The following is a 22,412-nucleotide window of genomic DNA, read 5'->3' as shown; positions in this document are numbered from 1 at the left end:
CGGCTGACGGCTGACGGCTGACGGCTGACGGCTGACGGCTGACGGCTGACGGCTGACGGCTGACGGCTGACGGCTGACGGCTGACGGCTGACGGCTGACGGCTCCGGACGCGGGAGCCGTACTGACGGCGGCATCCCTGACGGCTGAGTTCTTCAAACTCACGACCAGGCTGCGCGTCGGCACGTACGAACCCGCACCGTGCGCCCCTCCAACACCGGACGTGTACCGGATTCACGATGCCCACACCAGTACGCTCTACCTAGTTCCGGACAATCACCCAAAGTGGTGCTTTGGCCAAGTTGCGCCGTAGCCGAAACATGAACTACCGCCCATCCTGGGCTTTACGGAGGATTGCCGAGCCCGGCACTTCGCACCTGGATCCGAACCGGCCGGATTCATACGCTTGATAGTTACTCATTCTGGTATGTGGCAAATACTTTCGATTGCCGACCTCTGCACCGGCATCCACCCTGATGTGTCGAATATGCCGCCGACCCCTGCACGCCCAACCGGGCAGGGGAATCGACCATGGGGGACGCGTTGGACATCATGCAGGTCGCGGGCGTGGGAGCTGCCGCTCTCGTCACCGAGATGGTCAGGAACACCTGGGACTCGGTGCGGGGTGCGGTGGCCCGGATCCTTCGTCGAGACGGCGAGCAGGGTGCCGGGCAAGTACTGCAACTGATCGACACGGCACGGCAGCAGCTCGTCGACAGCCCCGAAAGTGAACGTGGGACGGTGGAGGAGCAGCTGCGCCGTGACCTGCTGATCCAGTTGGCTGCTTTCCTCCAGAGGCATCCGGACGCGGCGCAAGAGCTTCAAGAGCTGGCCGACAAGGTCCAAGGGGACGACGAGGATTCCGGCGCGCGGACGAGCGTGCACCACAACACCAACAGCCAGGTCGTCATCGCCGGCGGTGCCATCAACGCCTCGGGCGGCTTCCACTACCGGACGCCGGAGGCAGGCCGGTGAGCGAGGAGAACGTTCCCGGCGCTGTCCCGCCCCCGCCTTCCGCTCCACCGACTGCCATCCCGGTACCCGGACTGCGAGTGGACGTAGGCAACAACCAGAACTCGAAGATCATCGTGGCTGCAGGCTCCGTCACCATGACGAGCAAGCCACAGCTGCCCGTGACCGATATTCCGCAGGCCGATCTCGACGTCGTACGCCTCGCCTGGGTGGGCCTGAGCTCGCGGGACGAGGAGGTGCGGACGGCGAGCCAAGTTATCGATCGTCTCACCGGAGGTGGACCTCGACTGGCCGTCGTCGCCGGACCGGGCGGCTACGGCAAACGCACTGCCGGGATCAAAGCCCTGTGGGAGGTCTCCCAGAAGGAACAGGCCGCTCCTGGCAAGCCGCTGACCCTTCGGGAGATCCGGCCCGACTGGGAGAAGCCCCGCTCGCCGGACATCTCCGTGCTGCCCGATGAGCCGGGCACGGGTTATCTGCTGGACGTGGCCGCAGAGATCAGTTCCTGGCACAACGTGGGCAACTTCGCGGAACAGCTAGTGAGTTACGCCGAGCAGCTGCTCTATGTGGGCTCGTACCTGGTCGTGATCGCCGACGAGCACGGGTGGCCCGAAGCCGCCTCCGGAACGCTGGCCCGGGTCGTCGCCCGCGCAACGACCAGGCCCTGCGCCCAACGAGTGGCACGGACGCACCTGGAGTACGTGCATCGCAAGCCGGAGCGGCTGCGTTGGCTGAACACGGCTTCCTCCGGGACAGGTCTGGTCGGCGAGGCCGCACATCTGCTGACCCACGACAGCCGTCCTGCGGATGGCGCCCGCCTGGCCGACAAGCTCGCCTCCGCCGAGGACTCCACAGAGGGGCTGAAGGCGGCGCTCAGCGCCTTCCAGGAGTGGCGGTCCGACGTCCAGAAGGTCTTCGCCAAGACGGAGGACAAGCCGGAGGACCGCGCCCTGCTCGTCTCCACCCTGTTCCTCAACAACAAGGACGCGCTGACCATCCAGGACGGATCCAGAATGCTCCTGGACGAGCCTCGGGAGACCAGCGTCCGGACGATCCTGACCGGACCCGATCTGACCACCCGGCTCAAGGCCTTGGGCGCGAAAGTCACCGGGCGGACCGTCACGCTCGACCACCAGAGCGGATACGCCCGCGCCGTGCTGCTCCACCTCTGGCAACAACGCGCTGACATCCACCTGCCGTTGCTGACCTGGCTCGACACCATCACGTCACCCAAGGGACCCGGTGCCGATCAACTCGCCTCCATCGGCGACCTCCTGGTCGAGCTGGCCGTCGCGGAGAACGACATCCGCGTCATCAAGCAGATCCACGCCTGGATCGACAACGGCGACAACAGCCCCGAGCACTTGGAGCTGATCGCTCGCGTCCTCACGGTCGCCGCCGAGGCGGACACCTTGGGCGCCGAAGTCCGTTCCCTGCTGCTGGACTCGGCACAAGAGACCTCGGAAGCCGTGGCGACCGTCGTCGCCCTGGTCTGCCAGGGAGACTTCGCCGACCACTATCCCCGCCAGGCCCTCGTCCGCCTGCGGCACATCCTCGACCGGCCCGACCCCGATGGCGCCGTGCTCGTAGCCCAGCGCGCGCTGCGCGACATCGCCGCGCGCGACGGTCAACTGCCCCGCGTGTGGAGCACCGTCATCAAGTGGGCCACCGAGAAGAAGCACCTGGCCGGGCACCGGGCCTTCCTCTCGCTCCTGGATCCACGTGTCGATCCGTACGTCTTGCAGGTCATGCTGGCGGCCGCGGAGCAAAAGGACGACGTCAAAGAGGCGCTCATCCAGGGCTGGAACGTGGCACTGGCCGACAACCGGGTCGACGCGGAGTGCCGGGAGCTGCTGACCGCCTGGGCGCAGTTCCGGCAGACGACAGAGGTGTCGCGCGGACTCGTGACGGAGATCCTCAACGAAATCGTCGTGCAGCACCTGTACTCCACGCCGATCTCGGCGCTCATCTTCGGCGAACCCGGCGTGGCCAACGACGAGGCCGTAATCGAACTGCGCAAGGACCTCAGGTTGCCCGCGGCGCTGTCAGCCGCGCGACTCAATTACGAGCCCACATCCGTGGAGTTCTGATCCGTGGCCTCCTCAGCCTGGTCGCGTCGCCGTATGCGCAAGGCAGTGCGGCGCGGCCTGACCGACTTCGAGGTCCGGCTGCGCAGCTCGCGCCCTGGAATCGGCTTCGCCGCCCGCATCACGGCCACGGTCCTCACCGAGCCGCCCTATCCGGCCACAAGCGAGGAGATCGCAGCGGCCGTCCGTGCGGTCCTCAGGAAGGCGGCGGCCGATGTCGCCGTGGCATGCGATCCGGCCGATCTCGCCACCGCGCGGGACGTAGTCGGGGAACACCTGCGCAGCAGACGCTCGCTGTCCACAGATCCGCCTGTCGACTTTCGGGCCTCACTCACGCTTGATCTGCCGCCCGACGACCAGGCCGCCGTCGCCGCTCTGCTGGCCGCGCAACGACAGCAGGCCATGACCGACATCCTGCGCCGACAGGCGGCCGAAGCCGTTGCCGTCGAACTCGCCGACCCTGTCGCCCTGTTGGTGCGATGGGTCGAGCGGGACGACGCCGACTGGTCCAAGGTCTCCACCGTGCTCGGCGACGCGGACAAGGTGGCGGAGGTGTTCGCCCGGTACCGGCCCGAGCACGAGCGGACGGTCGAGCATCAGGCTCTTGAGGTACTGCGCGAGTTCCTGGCCAGCTTCCCCGAGCCTAGTCAGAAACGCATGCTCTACACGTTGCTGGCCGCGGGCATGGAGAGCGCCCAGCGTCCTCAACACGCCTTGAAGGCACAGGCGTTGCTCAACGGGCACGCGTCGTCCGTCCTGACAGGTGACGCGTGACCGCCCCGAAGGCTACTCGTCCTGCGCACGAGATGGCGGGATGCCGGTGAGCACTCTTCTACTGCGGTGGCTGCTGTCGCCGCGGACCAGTTGGCATGCGTGGCGCCTGGTGCAGGCCAGCAACGGCGCCGTCTCCTTCGATACCGCGTGGCGGCGCACGCGAGTGGACAGGCACCCTGAAGAAAGGCCCTACCAGGAGTACGGCCACCGTTCTCCCGGGGACCCGGCGCCCCGTAGCGGCCGGCCTCCTCACGCAGCTCGCCCCTCCGATGGAGAGCGGTGAGCTCGCGTCACACGGCCCACCCAGGAAGCAAGCAAAATGGCCGTATGCAAGAAACTCATGTCAGAAGCGGGACGCCTGCTTGGCAGCTTCCGACCGACTGCACGCAGTCGGTCCTGGCTGGCACCCGCTGCTGCTGCGGCTGCACGAGCGACTGCTCGCCGTTGGGTCGGACTATCGAATCGAGGACCTGAAGGAAAAGCTCGGCGAGGTCCGGACGCACGTCACGGCGCCTTCCGCCACCGCGCGCTCAGAGATGCGCGGCCTCATCACTGAGGCCGAGAAGCAGTCCGCGACAATCTGTGAGTTCTGCGGGGGAGCCCGGGCGCCCGCAGGCGACGCATCGATGCCGCAGTAGGCTGGATAAAACGGTCAGCCGCTGGGAGCCATGGCTCTCTCAACCCTGGGCTGAGCGGCACGAAGGATCACCACAAACTGAGTGGTCTTCCTTCTGCGACAGCAGCTTGAATGCGGGCCGCGATCTCCCGCTCGGACTCACGGTCCGCCAGGCCGGCACGGATGGCCTTGCCGATGGCGCGGGAGCGCCTAGCGGGTCCGCGGATGTCGGCCAGAGGGCTGCACGGATCTCCGCGACGGATCAGCCATTCCGCCCGATTCTCAGCCGCCGTGCCCAGCCGAAGGTGCGCAGGCTGCTGGCACGAGTGGTTGTCGCAGGTGTGGCAAACGGTCGGGCTTTCGTTTCCCCAGCCCAGGCGGGGGATCACGCCGTGTGCGAGCTGGTATCCGTACAGATGGCTTGGCACGGTACCGCGCCGTGTCCGGCCCGGCCGCGATGCCGCCCTGAAGCTCGCGTGGCCCGTACTGGAAATGCCGCCAAGGAAGAACCAACAGTCCGTCTGTGACGAGGTCCGGTAGACCTTGGCCCAGTAGCGGGCCCGAACCGACTCGTTCGCCAGCCATGCCGCCCACTCAACAGCCGGGATGCGCACGGGCGTTGGCTCGCCGATGAGTGCGAGCTGTTCGTCAACGGGAGCGGGCCCGGACTTGTTCATCGCTGTAAGCGGGAACAGTCCGGGCCCGAGGTCATTCTCAGGAGGCATCGGCCTGGCCGCGGTACGGCGAGGAATCCAAGGCCGGTGCAGCGGGGGCAGGGGGCGGCGAGCCCGGTGGCCCTGCCTCGGGTGTGCGGGTTCGACGAGCGCCCGGTCGCTCGGCGCGGGCCCGCAGCGTCTCGATGACCTCCTTCGCGCGAGCGGCGGTAACAGGCTTCGCCTCACGCTCCAGTTCCTCCGCGGGTACGCCCACCAGCTCCGCGACCAACTCAGCGTCATTGTTGAACAGCCGCAGGGCGACCGCAGCGGCCTCCCGTGCTGCGACATCGGCCTGCTCCTTCGCCTGGGCGGCCTTGACCGCGGCCTCTCGTGTGACCAACACCTTCGCCGCTGCTATCTCGCGCGTCTTCGCCTGAAGTGCTTCGACAGCTCGAACGCGCCGCCTCAGCTCCGCCGCACTTACAGACGCTGCCGGAGTCGTGCTCATCCCTTCCCCCAGTTCCGTTCGAAACCACTGCTCATCGCGCGCACCGTAGACACAGGTCTGCGGACATCTCGAACCGGACAGGGGGTGCTGGCCTCAAGACTTGATGCCTCTGGCGGGTCCTCTCTTGGAGGGGGTGGGGGCTGGTTGGTTGGGTGCGGCGTCGTTGTGGTGCGGGTGAAGGCGGGGTTCCCTCCTCGGCCGGACACCCCAGGGGGCGTACCAGGAACCCGGACACGGCGTCCAGGCCGGGCCGCTGCGCGGTCGCTGCGCGAGCCAGGACACCGCGCCCGGAACCCTGGTACGGCGGAGCTGTCCGACCGAGGAGGGAACCCCGCCCAGGCCCGTTGTGGGCCGGGCCCGGCCGAGCGGGTGCGGACCGGTGACACGGGAAAAGGGCAGTTCAGAGCGTGTATTCGGGTTGACCCAACCCCTAGAACATGGTTTAATTAGTGATGTCGGAAGGGGAGGGTAACCCCCGACCGGCACCGGTAGGCCGACCGGCCGCCGACAACCCCTCTCACCAGGAGAACGAACGTGAGCACCACGAAGGCCCCTGCGAAGCTCGAAACCATCCGCGCCCTGCTCGCCAAGGCGGAAGACCCCCGTACGCCGGAGTCGGAGGCGGAGTTGGCCCGGAAGCGGGCGTTCGAGATGATGGCGAAGTACGGCGTCGAGCAGGCGATGCTCAACGACGCGGACCCGGCCGGCGATGCCCCGACGGACCGTCAGATCGTTCTGGACAACCCGTGGGCGATGGAGCGGGTCCGCCTTATCAACCGCATCGCGCTCGCTCTCGGTTGCCAGCTCATCCACCTTGGCCGGGAGGGTGGCGGCCCGTCCCGCCGAGTGCACATCTTCGGGTATGCGAGCGATCTCCAGCGCGTCGAGCTGCTGTACACCTCCCTTCTTCTCCAGATGAACAGCGGACTGGCCGCCCAGTCGGTCCCGGCCGGGCAGGGGGCGCGCGCATGGCGTCGCTCCTGGCTCCTCGGCTTCATCAACCGGGTGGGCGACCGCATCGAGGAGGCCGAGCGCGGCGCACGCGAAGAGGCCAGGGGTGAGACCACTGCCACCGGCCGCAGCGCGGCCCTCGTGCTCGCGGACCGCAAGGCCGTCGTTTCGCGCAACTACCAGCAGGCGTACCCGCGTTCGCGGAAGGGCGGCACCACCACCATGACCGGCAACGGGTACGGAGCCGGATGGATCGCAGGAAGCCGCGCCGACATCGGCGGTAAGCGGATCGGCCACACTGCGGCGGGTTCCATAGCCGCGTAGCCCCATCGAGGCCGGGGGCGGCCGTCCGCCGCCCCCGGCCATCGACCCGCGACCTACCCCAGGAGATATGACCGTGCCGTCTCGAAAGCCACCGGCCACCCCCGCCCGCATCCTCACCGCCGCCGCCGACCACATCGAACGCGTCGGTCTCTATCAGGGTGACCACCTCTGGCAGCCCGGCCGGTTGGGCGACACCGCCCCGTGCACAGTGCTGTACGCGTGGGAGCGCGGCGTACGTTCCGCCCGGCCCCGCTGGTCTGTACGCGGCGAACCGTGGGACATCTTCCAGCGAGCCCGATTCGACTCCCTTGTGGTGCTCAGCAACCACATCAACGGCCGCCCCGTGTCCGGCGTTCGGTGGCGAAAGCTGAAGCTCACGGAGGACGCCTACCGGCGCACCCTGCTGTGGTGCTGGGGAGACGAGCCCGAGCGGACCACCGCTGAGGCCGCCGCGATGATCCGCGCCGCCGCAGCCCTGCACCCGAGTGACGGCGATCACAGCATCCCCGGTTGCCTCACCCTCAAGAACATGGTTTAATTAATTGTGTCGGAAGGGGGAGGGCAACCCCCCGACCGACACCATCACCGGGCCGAACGGCCCGGTGAACTCTCACCAGAAAGAGAAGGACCGATGACCAACGTCAAGACCCAGGCCGGCGTCCAGACTGCCCCTGCCCCGTGGCCGACCCTCGCGGTCGCCGAACTCGCCGCGCACCCCGGCAACGTCCGGGACATCGAGGCCCCGGCCGATCTGCTGGCCGACGTGAAGGACAACGGCGTCGTGGAGCCGCTGTACGTCGTGCGCACCCACGGCGACGTGCCGCAGATCATCGACGGGTTCCAGCGGCTGGCCGCCGCCGTCGCCGCAGGGCTGGAGACCGTGCCGGTCACGCCCCGCCCCGTCATCCGGATTGACACGCTCACCCCGCACCCGAAGAACGCCCGCGAAGACCTCGACATCAACGCGCCGTTCGTGGAATCGCTCCGCGCCGAGGGGTGCCGCATCCCTGTCAAGATCCAGCGGCTTGACGGCGGGGTCCTCCAGGTCAACGACGGAAACCGCCGCTACCACGCAGCGAAGGACGCGGGCCTTACCCACCTGCCGTACGAGTGGGAGGACGACGACCGCGACGAGGCCGGGCAGTTCCTCGACATGATCACGACCGCCCAGCACCGTAAGAGCCTCACCACGGCCGAGATGAACCAGGCCATGTTCAGCGCCGCCGAAGCGGGCGCGCAGGTCGGCCGCATCGCCAAGGCCGCAGGCGTGCGGCAGAAGGACGTGAAGACGCTGGTCAAGGTGCGGTCGGACGAGAAGTTGAGCGCCGCCGTCGCGGGCGCTAGTAGTTATGAGTGGATGTTCGAACACCTGGCCGCGCTCTCGGAGTTTGCCGACGACCCCGAAGCGCTCGCCGCGATCACCGAGGCCGCCGCCGAGGACGACGCCGACGCCGGAGACGTCGACTGGGCCATTGCCATCGAGCGGACCAAGCGCGACAAGCGGACCAAGGCCGAGGCCCACCGCGCGGAGCTGGAGACGGCCGGGCAGAAGATTCGGGACGCCGAGGAGCTGTCCGAGCGCGCCATGCCCGTGTGGCGACTGCGTGGCATCAGCGCCGAGGAGCACGCCGACTGCAAGGGGCTTGTCTGGGTGTTCGACGAGCGGCGGGGGGACCGGTACGAGCCCTACTGCTCCGCCCCCGGCCTGTACGGGCACGCGGTGCCCGAGGGGGTCAGCGCCAGCGGCGGCACGAAGACCACCGCCGAGAAGGAAGCCGAGCGTTCCGCCCGCGCCGCCGTCAAGAAGGGGAACATCGACTGGGACGCGGCCGAGGCCCTGCGCCGGAAGTGGATCACGGACCTGATCAAGCGGCGCAACCTCCCGAAGGCCACCACCAACACCCTGATCGGGCACGTCAATAACGCTCTGCTGAACGGCAGTTGGGGAATCTGCGACGACCTGAACAAGGACGGCACCACCGAGATCCTGGCCGGATTCCTGGGCCTGAACGCCCAGCAGGCCAAGGACCGGGGCAGCTTCGCCGGACATGTCGCCAAGGACCCGCGCCGCGCCCCCCAGCTCCAGTTCGCGGCCATCGCCGCAGTCCGGGAGAAGTGCGCGAACCGGTCGGCGTGGCGGACGGACAGCCAGCACGCCCCGTGGACGCGGAAGCCCACCGGCCGCTGGTTCCAGGTGCTCGCATCCCTGGGGTACCCGCTCACGCCCATCGAGCAGTCCGTCGTGGACGACGAGCCCTACGACCCGTCGAAGAAGAAGCCCCGCGCCGCGATCACGTCCGGCAGTGAGCCGGAGACCGAGCAGGAGTCCGGCACCGACGAAAAGGCGGACGAGCCGGAGGTCGAGGAGGGCGACGAACCGGCGCACGACGACGAAGCCGCCGCCTAAGCACCTCAGCCCGATGCCGGGGCGGGAACCCACCCGCCCCGGCCGCCCCAGGAGCCCCACAATGACCCGTACAGCTCTGTTCGAGACCCACGCCGACGACCACGGTTGCGGATGCGTCCCCGCCCCCGCCGAGCCCGACCCCGGCACCACCGCCGACATCATGCAGGCCCGCGCCATCGCGGCCGGACTCGCGGAGTTCGGCATCGGGCCCGCCCGCTGGTCCGCCGCCTACGACCACCAGGCCGCCGCCGTCGTCCTGCGCGTGGACACCCCGCGCGGACTGTACGCACTCGCCATCCCGGCCCCCGGCCAGCCGTTCCCCGTCCGCCACCGGGGCGAGCGCATCGGCGCGCTGGACTGCCGCCGCACGTACGGCACCGCCGACAGCTACACCGCCGCCCTGTTCGCCGCGTTCCTGCGCGACCGCGCCGCACTCGACATTCCCGGCCGGGATGCTTGCCCCACACCCCAAAACATGGTTTAATTAATGATGTCGGAGGGGGAGGGCAACCCCCCTCCGACACCACGGGCCGCACGTCGGCCCCGACCCCGGCCGTACGCGGAGGGCAACCCGCCCGGCCGGGCGCTCGATTCCTCTCTCACCAGCAGGAGCACCCACGATGACCAGCGCAGCCATGCGTTTTTCCATCCCCGCCACGGCCGAGTCCCGCGTCCGTCAGCTTGTCGAGGCCACCAACGCCCGCGCCGCCGTCCACCAGCTCACCGCGTACACGCTCGACATCTCCACGCCGTTCCTGGCGGACTACCACGACGTGGACGGCCGCCTGATCGGCAAGCGTCCCACCGTCACCGTGACGATCTCCGGTGACATCCCCCGTCACCACGGCTGGACCGTCATCGCCCGCCTGGACCACGACGATGAGGGCGAGACGATCACCAGCCTGTTCCCCGGTCTGCCCGAGCAGGACGCCGAGGCCGCGCGCCAGTACCGCGCGATCGAGAACTTCTGCCACGGGTGCGCCATCGCCCGCCACCGCACCGCCACCTATCTCGCCCGCCACGAGAACGGCGAGATGCGGCAGTTGGGCACGACTTGCGTCGAGCCGTACACCGGTCTGCCGATCAAGGGTCTTGAGGCCCTGTGGAGGTTCGGCACGCTGAAGGACTCCGATTGGGACGGGGACGAGGGCGGCATCCCGGCCGATCTCCGCGTCCCGGTGGACAAGGTGCTGCGGGTGACCGCCGCCCTCGTGAAGGCCGAAGGCCGGTTCTACAGCCGATCCGAGCAGTGGAAGGACACCAGTCCGACCGCCGACGGCGTCGAGGCGTACTTCTTCGACCGCAAGGCCCCGAAGGAGTGGCGGGACGCGCTCGATGCCGACCCGGACGCGCCGGGCACTGCCGCCGCCGTCCGGGCATGGGCCATCCAGGGTTACGGCAGCCTCTCTGACTACCGCCACAAGGTGGGCCAGCTGGCCAAGGGTGAAACCGTCGACCCCCGCCACCTGCCGACGTTGGTGTCTGCCATCGCGGGTTGGTGCCGCGATCAGGAGAAGGAGGCCGCCGAGCGGGCCGCCCAGAACAGCAAGCCGCAGGGCACCGTGGGTGAGCGCATCACCACCACCGCCACCGTCACCACCGTGATCGAGCTGGAGGGCCGGACGTACGGCTACCACACCCAGCGCCGCCGACTGGTGAAGTTCCAGGACCCGAGCGGCAACGTGTTCGTCTGGTTCAGCTCCGCCGCCGACGTCCCCGACCAGGGCGACGAGGTCGAGCTGACCGGCACGGTCAAGGACCACAGCATCTACGGCGAGACCGCACAGACCGTGCTCACCCGGTGCCGCGTCGCCGCACGCGAACCGGTCGCCGCGTAGCAGCAGCCCCGGCCGGGCGGGAGCCACCGCCCGGCCGGGCCCCGGCCGCCGGGCCGTGGAGCGGGCGGCATCGAGCCGCCCACCCCACGCTCCGCCCACCACTGGTCCGGGGACGCCCGCGTCGGCGGCCGGCCCTGCTCACCGGCCCCGTACGAAGGGCGTCCCCCCGGGACGGCTCAGCCTGGCCCGGCTCGCAGCCGGCCGGAACGTCCGGGCCGCGGACGGCCCTCCCGCCCCGTCTGGACGTCGGGCCAACGGGCGTGCCCTGCGGGCACGACAGCACTGTCCATCGCGCTGGGCGCGACCACAGGCGGCACCTCTCCGACGGAGGAACGGCACACCGCCGACTGCACCACCGACAGACTCCGAGGAACATCCCCATGCCCGAGAACGCGTGCGCCGTCCAATCCCAGGTTGGCCCGGTAGGAGACCCGTCTCCGCAGACCTGTCTTCAGGTCGCCAGGCAGGCCGCGATCCTCGCCGTCACGGCAGCCGACGACGCCATGACCGCTGCGTGCCACAGCCGAGCCGGTGCCGCCGCCCGTCTGGAGGCGGTCATGCACGCGGCCCACAAGGAAGCCGTCGAGGTCGAGAAGTGGGCCGACCGCGCCGAGGAGTACGCCGACGACCCCACCATGCCGAGCAATGCCCTGCTGTACTGCGCCCGTGAGGCCGTCGACCACGCTGTTCGGGCGCAGTCGGCCGCCGGAGTCGAGACGACGGCCACCGACCTGCGGGCCGAGCTGGAGCGGAAGTTGACGACGGCCGAGTACGCCGAGCGGGAGACCGCACGCCGCCGAGAGGAAGCCGAGCGGGAGGCCGAGGAGCGCGCGGCCACCGGCATGGACCGGGAGAACCGCGACCGGGCGGCGAGGAATCGGTATCTCGCGGAAGGTCACGTTGCCGAACTCGGCTGGACGGCCGGACACGTCCGGGTGTTGGAGGCCGCCGAATCCGGACGCCTGTACTGGCGAGACGGGCGAGCCCGGCAGACAGCACGTCACGGCGTGTGGAACGGTGGCCGGCGGATCAGCCGCGAGCGGACCCAGGCCCTGTTCGCCGCACGCTTCCTCGCCGCCGTCCGCCAGGAGGACGGCACCCGCGTACTGACCCCAACCCCGATGGGCCAAACCGCCCTTGAACTGGCCCGCCTCCACCCGGCCGGGCTCCACGACAGCGACCAGGCCGCCTACGAGGCACGGCTCGCCCGAGTCCGGCGACGCCACAAGCGCCGCGACGACCAGAAGGCCGCCGCCCGAGTACTCCCGCCCCTCGATTCCAGCGCCCTGAAGCGGTACCGCAAACCGCTCCTGCTCACCGAACAGCAGGCCCGCGCCGAGCGCGACGCCGTTGACCGCTGGGAGGACGAAGGCGGCTACTGCCCCGCGGTCAAGGCGCCCCGCCCAGCAACCACCCCGGCCCGAGCCGGCCCCTGCCCCGACAAGTTCATGGTCGGGCGCGAAGTCCGCCGTGCAGCCCGCCTTGTGGTGACACCGGGCGCCGGCCGGAAAGACTTCTTGCCTCCGGCGGGTCCTCTCTTGGAGGGGGTGGGGGCTGGTTGGTTGGGTGCGGCGTCGTTGTGGTGCGGGTGAAGGCGGGGTTCCCTCCTCGGCCGGACACCCCAGGGGGCGTACCAGGAACCCGGACACGGCGTCCAGGCCGGGCCGCTGCGCGGTCGCTGCGCGAGCCAGGACACCGCGCCCGGAACCCTGGTACGGCGGAGCTGTCCGACCGAGGAGGGAACCCCGCCCAGGCCCGTTGTGGGCCGGGCCCGGCCGGGCAGGTGCGGGCCGGTGAGGTGAGAAAGAGCAGGTCAGAGCCTCTACCGGGGTTGACCAAAACCCTAAAACATGGTTTAATTAGTGATGCCGGAAGGGGAGGGCAACCCCCGACCGGCAGCCCCGGGTGAACGGCCCGGTGGAACCCCTCTCACCAGGAGATAGAAATGGACCAGCGGCCCACCGTCGCGGACTTGGCCCACCTGATCGCCATCGAACTCGGCGGGAACTGGCGACCGCAGCAGGCGTACTACGGCCCTAAGGCCCTGGACTATGCCGCCACTCTCACCCATCTTGACGGCCGACAGCTCCACCTCTCTGAGCGCTTTGATGACCCCGGTCACCTGCACATTCGAGGCGTATTCCCCGTCACCGACTATCCGTTCCGCAGGGGCGAGCGCGACAGCGTCCGCGTCGCCGCGGGCGAGGACCCTGCGGACATCGCGGCCCTGATCTCAGATGACCTGATTCCCGTACACCGTGACGTTCACGAGCGCGTGAAAGAGCACAACCGTGAACAAGCCGAGACGCGGCGGAGTGTTGAAGAGGTGGCTCGCGACCTCTCCGCCCGGCTCCCCGGAGCCCGAACCCGCATCGACGGGACAAGCGCCTACGTATACATAAACCTTGAGCCGGGCGAAGTGCGGATCGGGCTCGACGGAGAAGCGGTGAACATCGCGCTCAACGACGCTCCCCGGATCATCGCTGACGCCGTCGTCTTCGCCGTGAGCCGATTCCTTCCCCATGTTCAGACCCCAGAAGGCGAGCACGGATACGTCGACGGATACATCCTCTGACTCCCGAACACCTCCCGGCGGCGCGCTCTTGCAGCGCGCCGCCCCCTCCCCACAGCGAAAGATCAGTCATGAGTGCCGACATATTCGTCATCACGCCGCGATGGACCGTTCAGGCCCGCCATCTGCGGTGCACGCTCCAACGGGCTCTTGCCCTCCAGGCCATGCAGAATGTCTGGTCCGGAACCGAGAACATCAACAACGCCGTAGCCATGGCGTACGGCAACGAACTGCCAGACTCCGGAAGCTGGTTGCTCACCCGCTCGCAACTCCGCACGCTCAAAATCGCCATCGAGTGGCGCAGGGTGACGCGAGCAGCCCGTGACCGGAAAGCCGCACCCGACATCATCGAACATTGGACAGAGATCGAGGACCAGGTCATAGAGGCATACCGCGCCGCCAGCCACGCGGAAGGACTGCACTGGATTTAAGGAGTTGCCGAACAGCTCGGAACGTGGTTTAATTAATGATGTCGGGAGGGGAGGGCAACACCCCGAAACGACACCACAGGGCCAGCCGGCCCCGGACGCCAATTTCTCACCAGGAGGACCGCGATATGCCCCGCAAGCCGATGACCGACGAAGACCGCCGCGCCTACAGCGCCAAGATGCGCGGTGAACTCGAAGCCGTGATGGACCGCGCGTACGGCGCGATGGTCACCAGCGAAGAGTTCTGGGTCACGGTCATGCGCGCCGCCGCGACCCTGACCGACCGTAGTCCCGTCAACTCCATCGCCATCGCCGCCCAGTGCCCCCACGCCACCCGCGTACTCAGCTCCGGAGACTGGCGGAAGGTCGGACGGTTCCCGGTCAAGGGCTCCACCTCCATCCGTATATGGACGCCGATCAAGCGCCGGTCGGAAGAGGCCCAGGACGCCACGGCCGCAGCCGCCGACGGCGGGCAGCGGGACGCCGCCACCAGTGCCGAGGGCGGGGAGCGGAAGGTGTCCGGTTTCAAGGCCGGGCCGGTATTCGATATCAGCCAGACCGACGGCGACGCCTACGAGCCGCCCGCCGCCGCCCCGCTCGCCGCCGAGGTCATCCGGGACGTTCTGGTCAGCCAGTACCGGGACTGGTACCGCGAGGACCCCGAACAGGCCGGAGGGTTTGCATTCACCCAGGAAGCTCCCGACAACGCCGTCCGCATCCTGCTGTACGGCCACGCATGGCGACGCATCACCGAGGTCGCCGCCCCGCTCCCCGGCCGGCACGCCGCCGAAGTCGCCTCGGCCGCCCACGTCGCCGCGCTCATCCTCGGGATCGCTCCCGGACCGGCCGTCATGCCCCCGCTCGCGGGCATCATGACCCAGGACAAGAAGCCCCCGATTCACGAGTCCGCCGTCCGCGTCATCGAGACCGGCCGCGCCATCGCCCACGCCGTCACCATAGCCGCCGAGCGCCGCCGCGAACTTGCCCCGGCTGGTTGACCCAAGAGCATCAACATGGTTTAATTAATGGTACCGGAAGGGGGAGGGCAACCCCCCGACCGACACCCCCGCCGGGGCCAACCGGCCCCGGCGGAACCTCTCACCAGACAGGACACGACATGCTCACGACCGACAAGAAGCCCACCGTCCAGGACTTCCCCACCGCGACGCTCGTACTGGCCGGGCCCTGGTTCCGGGGCCACCAGCTCGACACCCGCCCCGCTGTCGTCGTCGGCCCGTTCGGCGGACCGGAGTTCGCGGACGAGGCCACCATGGCGGTCGTCTGGTTCTTCACCCTCGGGGCCCCGGAGCCCGGCGACAGCGTCCAGGCGATGTTCCCGCACGAGCTGACGCCGCTTGACGACACGCTGACCACGATGAACCAGGACGTTTTCCGCGACATCGTGTGCGGTCTGCGCCGGGGACGGTTCGCCTACGACGACGGGGACGCACTCCGCGCCGCCGTCCGCCAGGCATGGCGCGAGCGGACCGGACTGGCCGACGCCGACCCGGCCGCCCGCCACACACTCCACCGCAGCTGAACCAGGCCCCGCCGGTCCGGGGGAGGGCAACACCTCCGGACCGGCAGGCCCCCAGCACCCAAGCGGACACCCCTTCGGGGCGGCAGGACAGGTCCGGTGCGTTCACCGCCGTCGGCCGACTCCGCCGCCGGCCGACTCCGCCGCAGGCCGACTCCGCCGCAGGCCGACTCCGCCGCAGGCGGCTCCGCCGACCGACGACGGGCACCGGACCAAAGCGGACGCGCCCCGCGGGGGCGCGGCAGCCTCTGCCGTCGCGCAGGGCGCGACGGCCCGCGAGCCGCTCGTCCCTCACGGCCCGCGCCCGTGGTGCAGCGCCGCTTCCAACGCAAGGTCCGCCCTCCGGCCGGACCACAAACTCTCACCAGAAAAGACCAGTTCAGTGACTATCAAGATCACCCACACCCGCGCAGACGGCACCCTCGTGGAGGGCAGCAGTAAGGGCGACGGTGTGTACGAATTGATCCGCCCCTGCGGCTTCCGCTACTTCCGCTCCCTCGGGATGCTGGGCATCCAGCAGTCCCGCGACAAGGCCGCCAAGCGCTGGAAGATCAACGCCGCCGCCGAGGCCCTGCGCCAGGCCGGATGGACCGTCGAGATCGAGATCGACGAGGACACCCGCCGCACCTTCGCCGAAGCCGAACAGGAGCGGTACGAGCGGGCCGAGAGCCGCACCGAGCGGTTCGGCGAGTACGCCGACAACGCGGCGGGCCGATCCGAGGCCGCCCGCGAGCGCGGTAACCAGATCGCCGACGGCATCCCCTTCGGCCAGCCCATCCTTGTCGGGCACCACAGCGAGGCCCGCGCCCGCCGTGACCAGGAGCGCATCGACAGCGCCCTGCGTACGCACGTCGAGGAGGGCAAGCGCGCCGGGTACTGGGCAGCTCGTGAGAGGGCTGCCGCCGCCTACAAGGCGTTCCGCACCGATCCCGGCCGCACACTGCGCCGCATCGAGACGCTGGAGGTGGAGGACCGGCGCGTCGATAAGTGGCTGGACGGCCAGTCCGCCGGAGGCTACACCCGCTCCGACACCGACGAGCTCCACCGTAGGAAGGCCGAGATCGCGGAGCAGCTGGCCTACTGGCGCGAGGTCATCGCCGAGGCCGAGCGGCGAGGCTTCAAGGTGTGGCGTCCCGCCGACTTCGCGAAGGGCGACTTCGTCAACACCGGCGGCACCTGGTACCAGGTCCAGCGCGTGAACAAGAAGACGCTGACGATCCCGCACATCCACGGAGGGGTGGGCGTCCCGGTCCTGCGCAAGGACCCCAAGGAGAAGGCCCGCGGCGGCTTCACCATCCCCTACGACAGCGTGCGGGGGTGGGCATCCGCCGCGGACATCGCCCGGCTTGAGGCCACCGAACCGGAGCCCGAGGCCGAGCGCACCGTGTGCCCCCACTGCGTGAGGGTTGCGAACGGACAGAAGCGCTTCAGCGAAGCCCGCGGCATGTGCACGGTGTGCGGCCACGCCCAGCCAAGGAACTTCAAGGCGGCGCCCGCGCCCGCCCCGGAAGCCGCCGAACACCAGGAGCAGACCGAGCAGGCCCCGCCGGTCGAGGAGCTGGCACCGGCGGCCGAGACCTGCCCCATGTGCCACTCCAGCCAGTGGCACGCGGAAGCACGCCGCTGCGCTCACTGCCACCCCACCCCCGAGGAGAAGCCGGTCCCCGCGTCGGCCCCCACTGCGGGGGAGAGCTGGCAGGAGGACATGGCGCTGGTGTTCATCGCCTCGAAGAACTCCCGCCGCTCCCGCAAGCGCGCCCTGTGGGCGATGACCCGCCGCGAGGCACAGGCCGTGTGCGGTGACCCCCGCACCTCCGGCCGCTCGTACATGCTCACCTGGACCGATCGGCCCGGCACCGAAGGCCCTGACTGGGACTGGGTCCCGGACAACGGGAGCCTCGCCCCGGTCCTTGAGGACCTGGGCATCACCCCGCGCCGTGAATGGACCGCCGCCCCGAAGGCCCCGGCTGACGCCGCGTAACGACTGCCCCGTCCGCCCCGGCGGCCGAGCGCGCCGGGGCGGGCCCCTCTCTCACCAGAACAGGGCCCCACCATGACCACTGAACTTCTCGAACGACCCGCGACCGTCACCGTCCCCGACACCGGAGCGGGCAGGCTCATCGTCCCCGCGACCGAGGGCACCACCACCGTCCCGACGTACCGCGTCGGTTCCCCCGACATCCAGTGCCGATACCCCGTGATCGTTGGCGAAGACCAGGTCATCGGCCGCGCCTACCGCTGGCACCGGGACTGGTTCGTCCTCACCACCGAGGGCGAACGCAACCTCCGCCGCCCGCCGAAGGGGACACCCGGCACCGAGATGGCCGCCGCCCATCTCGCGGAGGAGTACGCCGCCGGTCGGATCGGCGCCGTCCCCCTGGACAAGGTGCTTGCCGAGACCCCCACGCCGTTGTGCGGGCCGGTGCCTCTCCTGCACCCCCGGATGCCGGTCAACGATCGCAACATCGAGAGCGCCCAGACCGCGTTTGCGGGACTCCGGGTCCACCACTGGCGGGCAGTCCTCACCGGGTTCCCCGGCAGCGACAACCACTGGTTCCTCAGCTGTGAATTGTGCCCCTGGGAAGGCCCGAAATTCTGGAGCCACCTGCGCGGGCGCAACGGAGAGCCGCCGAGCGCGCGCCGTCACAAGGGCGGGTGCATCGGAGAGGACAAGGTCCGCCGCTTGATCCCCGCCTACCAGTAGCAGCCCGACCGAGGGGCGGCGGCAGCGCGCCGCCGCCCCCGCTTTCCCGAAGGACAGCACCGTGCAGACTCGCCACACCCCCGAAAGCCTCGTCATCGCGGACACGCCCGCCGCGATCCTGGAATGGGCCGCCCGCCACATCGAACACGTCGGCATCTACCAAGGCCCCCGGCTGTTCGCTGGTCCGGGCCGTACGGCCACACTGTCGTGCTGGCCGCGCGGCGCCCTCGAAGTCGCCGCTGGCCACGGGCGGGGAGCCGCCGGCCGGACCTACGACTGGGACCGCATCAACCACGCCCGCGACCAGGCGTTCGGCATCCTCGCGGAAATCCTCACCGGTCACCCCGTCGACGCCGACGAACCCGCCGCCAAGGCCCTGCACCGCGAGGTCATCGACCGGTGGAGCGCCGAGCCCGGCCGCACCGCCGCCGACGCCGCCCGCGCGTTCCGCACCGCCGCCGCCCGCGCCGAACACGCCCTGTTCTGACACCCGCCACCCGCCAGCATCCCGAGTCATCGAAGGTCAGCACGATGGACGAGACGACAGACAACCGCAGTACCACCAGACGCCGAGCCGCCGAGGAGCCGCTACCCCCAGCCGGGACGGCGCCCATCGGCTCAGCGTGCCCCTCCACCCCCGGCTCAGCGCGACCGAGCTGATCCGCGTACTCCTCGCGGCTCCGGTGGAGACCGACCTTCACACCCTTGACCCCGTGCAGGTCCGATCGCTCATCGCCGACGTGCTCACCCAGCACGGCTATGCCGTGCTCGACCGATCGCCGTACTACCCGGAACTCGACCGCCACCAGGACGCTCGCCGCGCAGTGGACCGCGCGTACGGGCCGCGGTTCCTCGACTCCCCCGACGAACAGGCCGTGCTCGCTGATCCTCTCTGCGAAGTGCTCGCCGCCGCCGGAGGCGGGAAGTCGTGACCGCGTCCGTCACCGAGCCGACCGGAGCACGGACACGGCAGACGTACTACTGGCGGGTGCGCAACGCACGGACCCACCATCGCCCCGAGAGCGCGGGGCAGACATGGCACATCCAGCCCGGACACCCCGGCGGCGCGTACTGCGACCTCGGCCACGAGCTGAACCCACCCGCACACCACACACCCCGACCCTGCTCTCCCGCAGCCGGCCGACCGGCCGCCGGGGGGACGAGCAGGAGTTCCGGGGCGGGTGCCTCACCTGCGACTGGGAGGGCCCCGTCCACCGCGGCGACGGATACGGCGACGGCGACAACGAGGCGGTGGAGGACGCCCATGATCACGCGTTCCCGGGTTGGCGAACGCTGCCGCCGATCACCAGAGTCGAGGACAGATGGGAGATCCCGCGGAGCCGGGGCCGCTGGGCTCAGCTGACCTCCCGGTACCCGGTGGGGTGGGTCAACCAGGGCGCTCCCATCCTGGCCTGGAGCCGCTACCGCCGCGAAGTCCACGCCCCGCCGCACCGCGGACGCCCCCGCTACGAACTCCGGGTCGACCGGCCGCCGAGCAACCAGGGCGAGCGCCCAATAGATCAGGGGGCCCTTTTCTGATGAACTCCGTCCTCTGGCCGAGGGCCCCGCCACTTCACCGTAAAGGTGGTTTAATTACTTCGCCGTCAGCGGAGTAGGGCAACCTCCGACCGGCCGAGCGTCGAACCGACGACGCATGCCCCAAACAACGAACGACGGCCAGCGCACAAGGGCAACAAGGCGCTGGCCGTCAGCGTTCTCTCACCAGAAAGAACCCCACCATGCTATGCGACCGACACCCCGACTGTCCCCAGCCCGGCGATCTCGCCCAGCTCAAGAGGGGTAACAGCATCGGCGCCGACGACACCGACAGATTCGTCATCGTCGAGGACTACCCCCCGACCGGCAAACACCTCGTGCTCAACCTCCCTGCCAACCACCCCGGCCGGGCCGACTGGGCCGCCGCCGTCCCTCTGGACGAGATAGCTACGCTCACCCGGCTCGAACCGAGCGGCAGCCGCACATGGGCGCCGGCCCCAGAACCGGACGACACCGAGTGACCCCGCGAGCGGTCACGACCCCGACCAGGAACAGGAGACGAACGTGCCCCGCAAGACCGGCCGCACGCTCTACTCGCGCGCGGACCTGCGCCGCGTCCACAACATCAGTGAGCCCACACTTCAGAACCTCTGGACCGACCGCGAGAACAATGGCCACCCGCCCGTCGCGGAGACCATCGGCGGCGTCATGCACTGGGATGGCGACACCTGGGCGAAGTGGCACCACGAGCTTCAGCGTCAGCGTGCCGCCGCGAACACCACGAACCCTCCGAAGCTCGACGGCGACCCGGAAGAAGAGGTGGGGCCGGCCGAAGCCGCGAAGGTCTGCGGGTTCGCCGACTCCGCCACCGTCTCGCACTACGTCAAGAACCCGCCGGAGGGATGGCCCGAACCCGACGGATGGGATGAGCTTCCGACCCGGCGGCGCCCGAAGTGGAAGCGGTGGCGGCTGTGGCAGTACGTCGCGGAGCGGAAGGGCCGAGGGCATGCCGGCGGGCGGCCCCGGGGCCGCCGTGGACTGGCCTACCCCTACCAGGGGGACGAGCGGCTCACACTCGCGCGGCAGGCACTCGCCGCGAACCCTGCAGCTAGGAACGCCGAACTCATCGAAGAGCTTCAGGAGCAGACGGAGAAGACGTACTCCCGTACGGTCTGGAACCTAATCCTTAAGTCCGCACGAGAGCACCCCGAGGAGTGATTGTTGCCTGAGACCAGTTGCCCGCGCTGCGGCGGCCCACTCGGCGAACTGTCCGCGCGTTCCCGGCTGACGATCGAGCGTGAAGTTCGGATCTGCACCGCGTGTGGAACGGACGAGGCAGTCAGGGAAGCCACTGGTCGAACGCCGCTACCGTTCGGCGAGTGGCCGATCAGTCGATAGCAGTCCTGATGGCCAACCCGTTGCTGGGACGGACTCCGACGATGTGGGGGTCCGTCCCAGCACCCGGTGGGAGAGCCGCCCCTCAAGACAGCAAGATCATCAACATGCTCAGCGTGAGCGTCATCGATCCCACGAAGGTACCGGCGCCCCACCCCACGGCCTGAAGCCCGCGGCCCCCTGTGGCATACGCGAGGAGCGCTGCGGACTGCGCTGCGATGAGCGAGAGAAGAACCGCGACCACCACGAGTAGCACCCTCGTGTGAAAGTCCCAGTGCATGAATCCGTCCTCTACAGGGCTGCCGCCCCGAAGAGGGCTAAGCAGCTAGGGTCATGGTTATTTGCTGAGGCCATGACCGGACGCCCGGCGCACCCGGGATGATGGGCGCGGCTAGTCGCAGGACACCGCACGGCGACGACTCATGGGGTGGTACGGCGACGAGATACTGAAGGTGTTGGACGCCGCCGCAGAGAAATCCCTGGGTCAGAGCTCGAAGGAACTCCCCCAGTACCTCCGCGTCGTTGACAAGGCGCGTAAGGAACGATGCCGTCTGGATCCGCTCTGCTCGGTTCACCCGGCCTGCTCGCTGAAGCAGGGTGGTCAGTGCGGTGAAGGTCTTGCCGCTGCCCATGGCGGCGTAGACGATCTCGTTGACTGCTCCGATGTGATGCTCGTGGTTATGCCAGAGCTGGACCGGAGGCGGTGTGGGTTCGAGCCCCTGAATCAGCCCGGAAGTGATAGACGGGACGCCAGAGGCTTCCTCCACCGTGCGGAGCAAGAGCAACGTCAGCTCTTTGGCGAAGTCAGATGCGTGATCGCGTAGACCCTTGAGCTTTGAAGACCAGGTCTCTAGAACGTTCTGAGCCCGCCAAGCGGCCCCGGCGCGGCTGCCCTTCGCCTCAACGACGACGGTCATCGTGTCGGTGGTCCACAGGAAGTCGGGTCGCTGGAAGCCCGGATTTGCCTTGCCGAGGTAGAGGTAGTCCGGCAGTGCCTCCGCCGCAAGTTCCCAGAACGATGCCGTGTGGTGCGGCGTCTCCGGGAGTTGGGGGGAGTGCGAGGCGGTCACGTAGGCAGGTTACGTCACTTGCTGCTGCTTAAACCCGCGCTTGTGTCAACTGGCCAGCTCCGGCCCACCAGTACCTCTT

The 22,412-nt window shown here is 69.2% G+C and carries 23 protein-coding genes and 1 pseudogene; 22 read left to right on the top strand and 2 right to left on the bottom strand.

Annotated features, from left to right (window positions below):
• Positions 1 to 528: 528 nt before the first annotated feature.
• The 4 genes from ACFZBP_RS37120 to ACFZBP_RS37105 all read left to right on the top strand — a co-directional run bounded on the left by ACFZBP_RS37120 (position 529) and on the right by ACFZBP_RS37105 (position 4,468).
• Positions 529 to 972, top strand: coding sequence for a hypothetical protein (locus ACFZBP_RS37120; protein WP_391420073.1), 444 nt, complete (start codon positions 529 to 531; stop codon positions 970 to 972).
• Positions 973 to 1,106: 134 nt separating this feature from the next.
• Positions 1,107 to 3,059: a hypothetical protein gene (locus ACFZBP_RS37115; RefSeq protein WP_391420071.1), complete on the top strand. Its 1,953-nt coding sequence runs from the start codon at positions 1,107 to 1,109 to the stop codon at positions 3,057 to 3,059.
• Between the two features lie 33 nt (positions 3,060 to 3,092).
• Entirely contained in the window at positions 3,093 to 3,830 is a 738-nt protein-coding gene (locus ACFZBP_RS37110; RefSeq protein ID WP_391420069.1) for a hypothetical protein, read from the top strand.
• A 362-nt stretch (positions 3,831 to 4,192) separates the two neighbouring features.
• On the top strand, positions 4,193 to 4,468 hold the full coding sequence (locus ACFZBP_RS37105; protein ID WP_391420067.1) for a hypothetical protein: 276 nt from the start codon (positions 4,193 to 4,195) through the stop codon (positions 4,466 to 4,468).
• Positions 4,469 to 5,160: 692 nt separating this feature from the next.
• Here the strand turns inward: ACFZBP_RS37105 and ACFZBP_RS37100 are convergent.
• Positions 5,161 to 5,505, bottom strand: a complete 345-nt coding sequence (locus ACFZBP_RS37100) for a hypothetical protein (protein WP_391420065.1) — start codon at positions 5,503 to 5,505, stop codon at positions 5,161 to 5,163.
• A 639-nt stretch (positions 5,506 to 6,144) separates the two neighbouring features.
• On the opposite strand from ACFZBP_RS37100, the gene ACFZBP_RS37095 reads away from it, so the two are divergent.
• From ACFZBP_RS37095 to ACFZBP_RS37010, 18 genes and pseudogenes are all read left to right on the top strand, one after another.
• Positions 6,145 to 6,885: a DUF2786 domain-containing protein gene (locus ACFZBP_RS37095; protein WP_391420063.1), complete on the top strand. Its 741-nt coding sequence runs from the start codon at positions 6,145 to 6,147 to the stop codon at positions 6,883 to 6,885.
• 73 nt (positions 6,886 to 6,958) lie between these two features.
• Entirely contained in the window at positions 6,959 to 7,423 is a 465-nt protein-coding gene (locus ACFZBP_RS37090) for a DUF6197 family protein (protein ID WP_391420061.1), read from the top strand.
• Positions 7,424 to 7,516: 93 nt separating this feature from the next.
• On the top strand, positions 7,517 to 9,292 hold the full coding sequence (locus tag ACFZBP_RS37085; RefSeq protein ID WP_391420059.1) for a ParB N-terminal domain-containing protein: 1,776 nt from the start codon (positions 7,517 to 7,519) through the stop codon (positions 9,290 to 9,292).
• 61 nt (positions 9,293 to 9,353) lie between these two features.
• Entirely contained in the window at positions 9,354 to 9,776 is a 423-nt protein-coding gene (locus tag ACFZBP_RS37080; RefSeq protein ID WP_366799564.1) for a hypothetical protein, read from the top strand.
• 136 nt (positions 9,777 to 9,912) lie between these two features.
• Complete coding sequence (locus ACFZBP_RS37075; protein ID WP_391420057.1) at positions 9,913 to 11,130, top strand: hypothetical protein; 1,218 nt, start codon at positions 9,913 to 9,915, stop codon at positions 11,128 to 11,130.
• 380 nt (positions 11,131 to 11,510) lie between these two features.
• The gene (locus tag ACFZBP_RS37070) at positions 11,511 to 12,722 is read left to right on the top strand and encodes a hypothetical protein (protein WP_391420056.1); all 1,212 of its coding nucleotides are present in this window, start codon (positions 11,511 to 11,513) and stop codon (positions 12,720 to 12,722) included.
• A 353-nt stretch (positions 12,723 to 13,075) separates the two neighbouring features.
• On the top strand, positions 13,076 to 13,705 hold the full coding sequence (locus tag ACFZBP_RS37065; protein WP_391420054.1) for a hypothetical protein: 630 nt from the start codon (positions 13,076 to 13,078) through the stop codon (positions 13,703 to 13,705).
• Between the two features lie 68 nt (positions 13,706 to 13,773).
• Positions 13,774 to 14,133, top strand: a complete 360-nt coding sequence (locus ACFZBP_RS37060) for a hypothetical protein (protein ID WP_391420052.1) — start codon at positions 13,774 to 13,776, stop codon at positions 14,131 to 14,133.
• Positions 14,134 to 14,258: 125 nt separating this feature from the next.
• Complete coding sequence (locus tag ACFZBP_RS37055; protein ID WP_391420050.1) at positions 14,259 to 15,128, top strand: hypothetical protein; 870 nt, start codon at positions 14,259 to 14,261, stop codon at positions 15,126 to 15,128.
• A gap of 119 nt (positions 15,129 to 15,247) precedes the next feature.
• Entirely contained in the window at positions 15,248 to 15,670 is a 423-nt protein-coding gene (locus ACFZBP_RS37050) for a DUF6409 family protein (RefSeq protein WP_391420048.1), read from the top strand.
• A gap of 379 nt (positions 15,671 to 16,049) precedes the next feature.
• A complete protein-coding gene (locus tag ACFZBP_RS37045) occupies positions 16,050 to 17,648 on the top strand; it encodes a DUF3560 domain-containing protein (RefSeq protein ID WP_391420046.1) in 1,599 nt (532 codons plus the stop codon).
• 72 nt (positions 17,649 to 17,720) lie between these two features.
• Positions 17,721 to 18,371, top strand: a complete 651-nt coding sequence (locus ACFZBP_RS37040; protein WP_391420044.1) for a hypothetical protein — start codon at positions 17,721 to 17,723, stop codon at positions 18,369 to 18,371.
• 61 nt (positions 18,372 to 18,432) lie between these two features.
• Positions 18,433 to 18,858, top strand: a complete 426-nt coding sequence (locus tag ACFZBP_RS37035; protein ID WP_391420041.1) for a DUF6197 family protein — start codon at positions 18,433 to 18,435, stop codon at positions 18,856 to 18,858.
• Positions 18,859 to 18,886: 28 nt separating this feature from the next.
• The gene (locus ACFZBP_RS37030; RefSeq protein ID WP_391420111.1) at positions 18,887 to 19,303 is read left to right on the top strand and encodes a DUF6181 family protein; all 417 of its coding nucleotides are present in this window, start codon (positions 18,887 to 18,889) and stop codon (positions 19,301 to 19,303) included.
• Positions 19,300 to 19,479, top strand: a pseudogene (locus ACFZBP_RS37025) (DUF6349 family protein); the annotation flags it as partial. The gene ACFZBP_RS37030 and the pseudogene ACFZBP_RS37025, both read left to right, overlap by 4 nt.
• A complete protein-coding gene (locus tag ACFZBP_RS37020) occupies positions 19,407 to 19,910 on the top strand; it encodes a DUF6349 family protein (protein WP_391420039.1) in 504 nt (167 codons plus the stop codon). The pseudogene ACFZBP_RS37025 and the gene ACFZBP_RS37020, both read left to right, overlap by 73 nt.
• A 200-nt stretch (positions 19,911 to 20,110) precedes the next feature.
• On the top strand, positions 20,111 to 20,389 hold the full coding sequence (locus ACFZBP_RS37015) for a DUF6211 family protein (protein WP_391420037.1): 279 nt from the start codon (positions 20,111 to 20,113) through the stop codon (positions 20,387 to 20,389).
• 43 nt (positions 20,390 to 20,432) lie between these two features.
• Positions 20,433 to 21,086, top strand: a complete 654-nt coding sequence (locus ACFZBP_RS37010) for a hypothetical protein (RefSeq protein ID WP_391420035.1) — start codon at positions 20,433 to 20,435, stop codon at positions 21,084 to 21,086.
• 494 nt (positions 21,087 to 21,580) lie between these two features.
• On the opposite strand, the gene ACFZBP_RS37005 is transcribed toward ACFZBP_RS37010, so the two are convergent.
• Positions 21,581 to 22,333: a hypothetical protein gene (locus tag ACFZBP_RS37005; RefSeq protein WP_391420033.1), complete on the bottom strand. Its 753-nt coding sequence runs from the start codon at positions 22,331 to 22,333 to the stop codon at positions 21,581 to 21,583.
• Between the last annotated feature and the right edge of the window lie 79 nt (positions 22,334 to 22,412).

This window comes from Streptomyces sp. NPDC008086, assembly GCF_042957325.1.
GTDB lineage: Bacteria > Actinomycetota > Actinomycetes > Streptomycetales > Streptomycetaceae > Streptomyces.
The sequence above is the reverse complement of the archived record's forward strand: the minus strand, read 5'-3'. Positions and strand labels throughout refer to the sequence as shown.

Excerpts from the sequence above, each read along its gene's own strand:
- ACFZBP_RS37120 (WP_391420073.1), top strand. The coding sequence starts at position 529 with ATGGGGGACGCGTTGGACATCATGCAGGTCGCGGGCGTGGGAGCTGCC.
- ACFZBP_RS37115 (WP_391420071.1), top strand. The coding sequence starts at position 1,107 with ATGACGAGCAAGCCACAGCTGCCCGTGACCGATATTCCGCAGGCCGAT.
- ACFZBP_RS37110 (WP_391420069.1), top strand. The coding sequence starts at position 3,093 with ATGCGCAAGGCAGTGCGGCGCGGCCTGACCGACTTCGAGGTCCGGCTG.
- ACFZBP_RS37085 (WP_391420059.1), top strand. The coding sequence starts at position 7,517 with ATGACCAACGTCAAGACCCAGGCCGGCGTCCAGACTGCCCCTGCCCCG.
- ACFZBP_RS37080 (WP_366799564.1), top strand. The coding sequence starts at position 9,354 with ATGACCCGTACAGCTCTGTTCGAGACCCACGCCGACGACCACGGTTGC.
- ACFZBP_RS37075 (WP_391420057.1), top strand. The coding sequence starts at position 9,913 with ATGACCAGCGCAGCCATGCGTTTTTCCATCCCCGCCACGGCCGAGTCC.
- ACFZBP_RS37070 (WP_391420056.1), top strand. The coding sequence starts at position 11,511 with ATGCCCGAGAACGCGTGCGCCGTCCAATCCCAGGTTGGCCCGGTAGGA.
- ACFZBP_RS37065 (WP_391420054.1), top strand. The coding sequence starts at position 13,076 with ATGGACCAGCGGCCCACCGTCGCGGACTTGGCCCACCTGATCGCCATC.
- ACFZBP_RS37060 (WP_391420052.1), top strand. The coding sequence starts at position 13,774 with ATGAGTGCCGACATATTCGTCATCACGCCGCGATGGACCGTTCAGGCC.
- ACFZBP_RS37055 (WP_391420050.1), top strand. The coding sequence starts at position 14,259 with ATGCCCCGCAAGCCGATGACCGACGAAGACCGCCGCGCCTACAGCGCC.
- ACFZBP_RS37050 (WP_391420048.1), top strand. The coding sequence starts at position 15,248 with ATGCTCACGACCGACAAGAAGCCCACCGTCCAGGACTTCCCCACCGCG.
- ACFZBP_RS37040 (WP_391420044.1), top strand. The coding sequence starts at position 17,721 with ATGACCACTGAACTTCTCGAACGACCCGCGACCGTCACCGTCCCCGAC.
- ACFZBP_RS37020 (WP_391420039.1), top strand. The coding sequence starts at position 19,407 with ATGGCACATCCAGCCCGGACACCCCGGCGGCGCGTACTGCGACCTCGG.
- ACFZBP_RS37015 (WP_391420037.1), top strand. The coding sequence starts at position 20,111 with ATGCTATGCGACCGACACCCCGACTGTCCCCAGCCCGGCGATCTCGCC.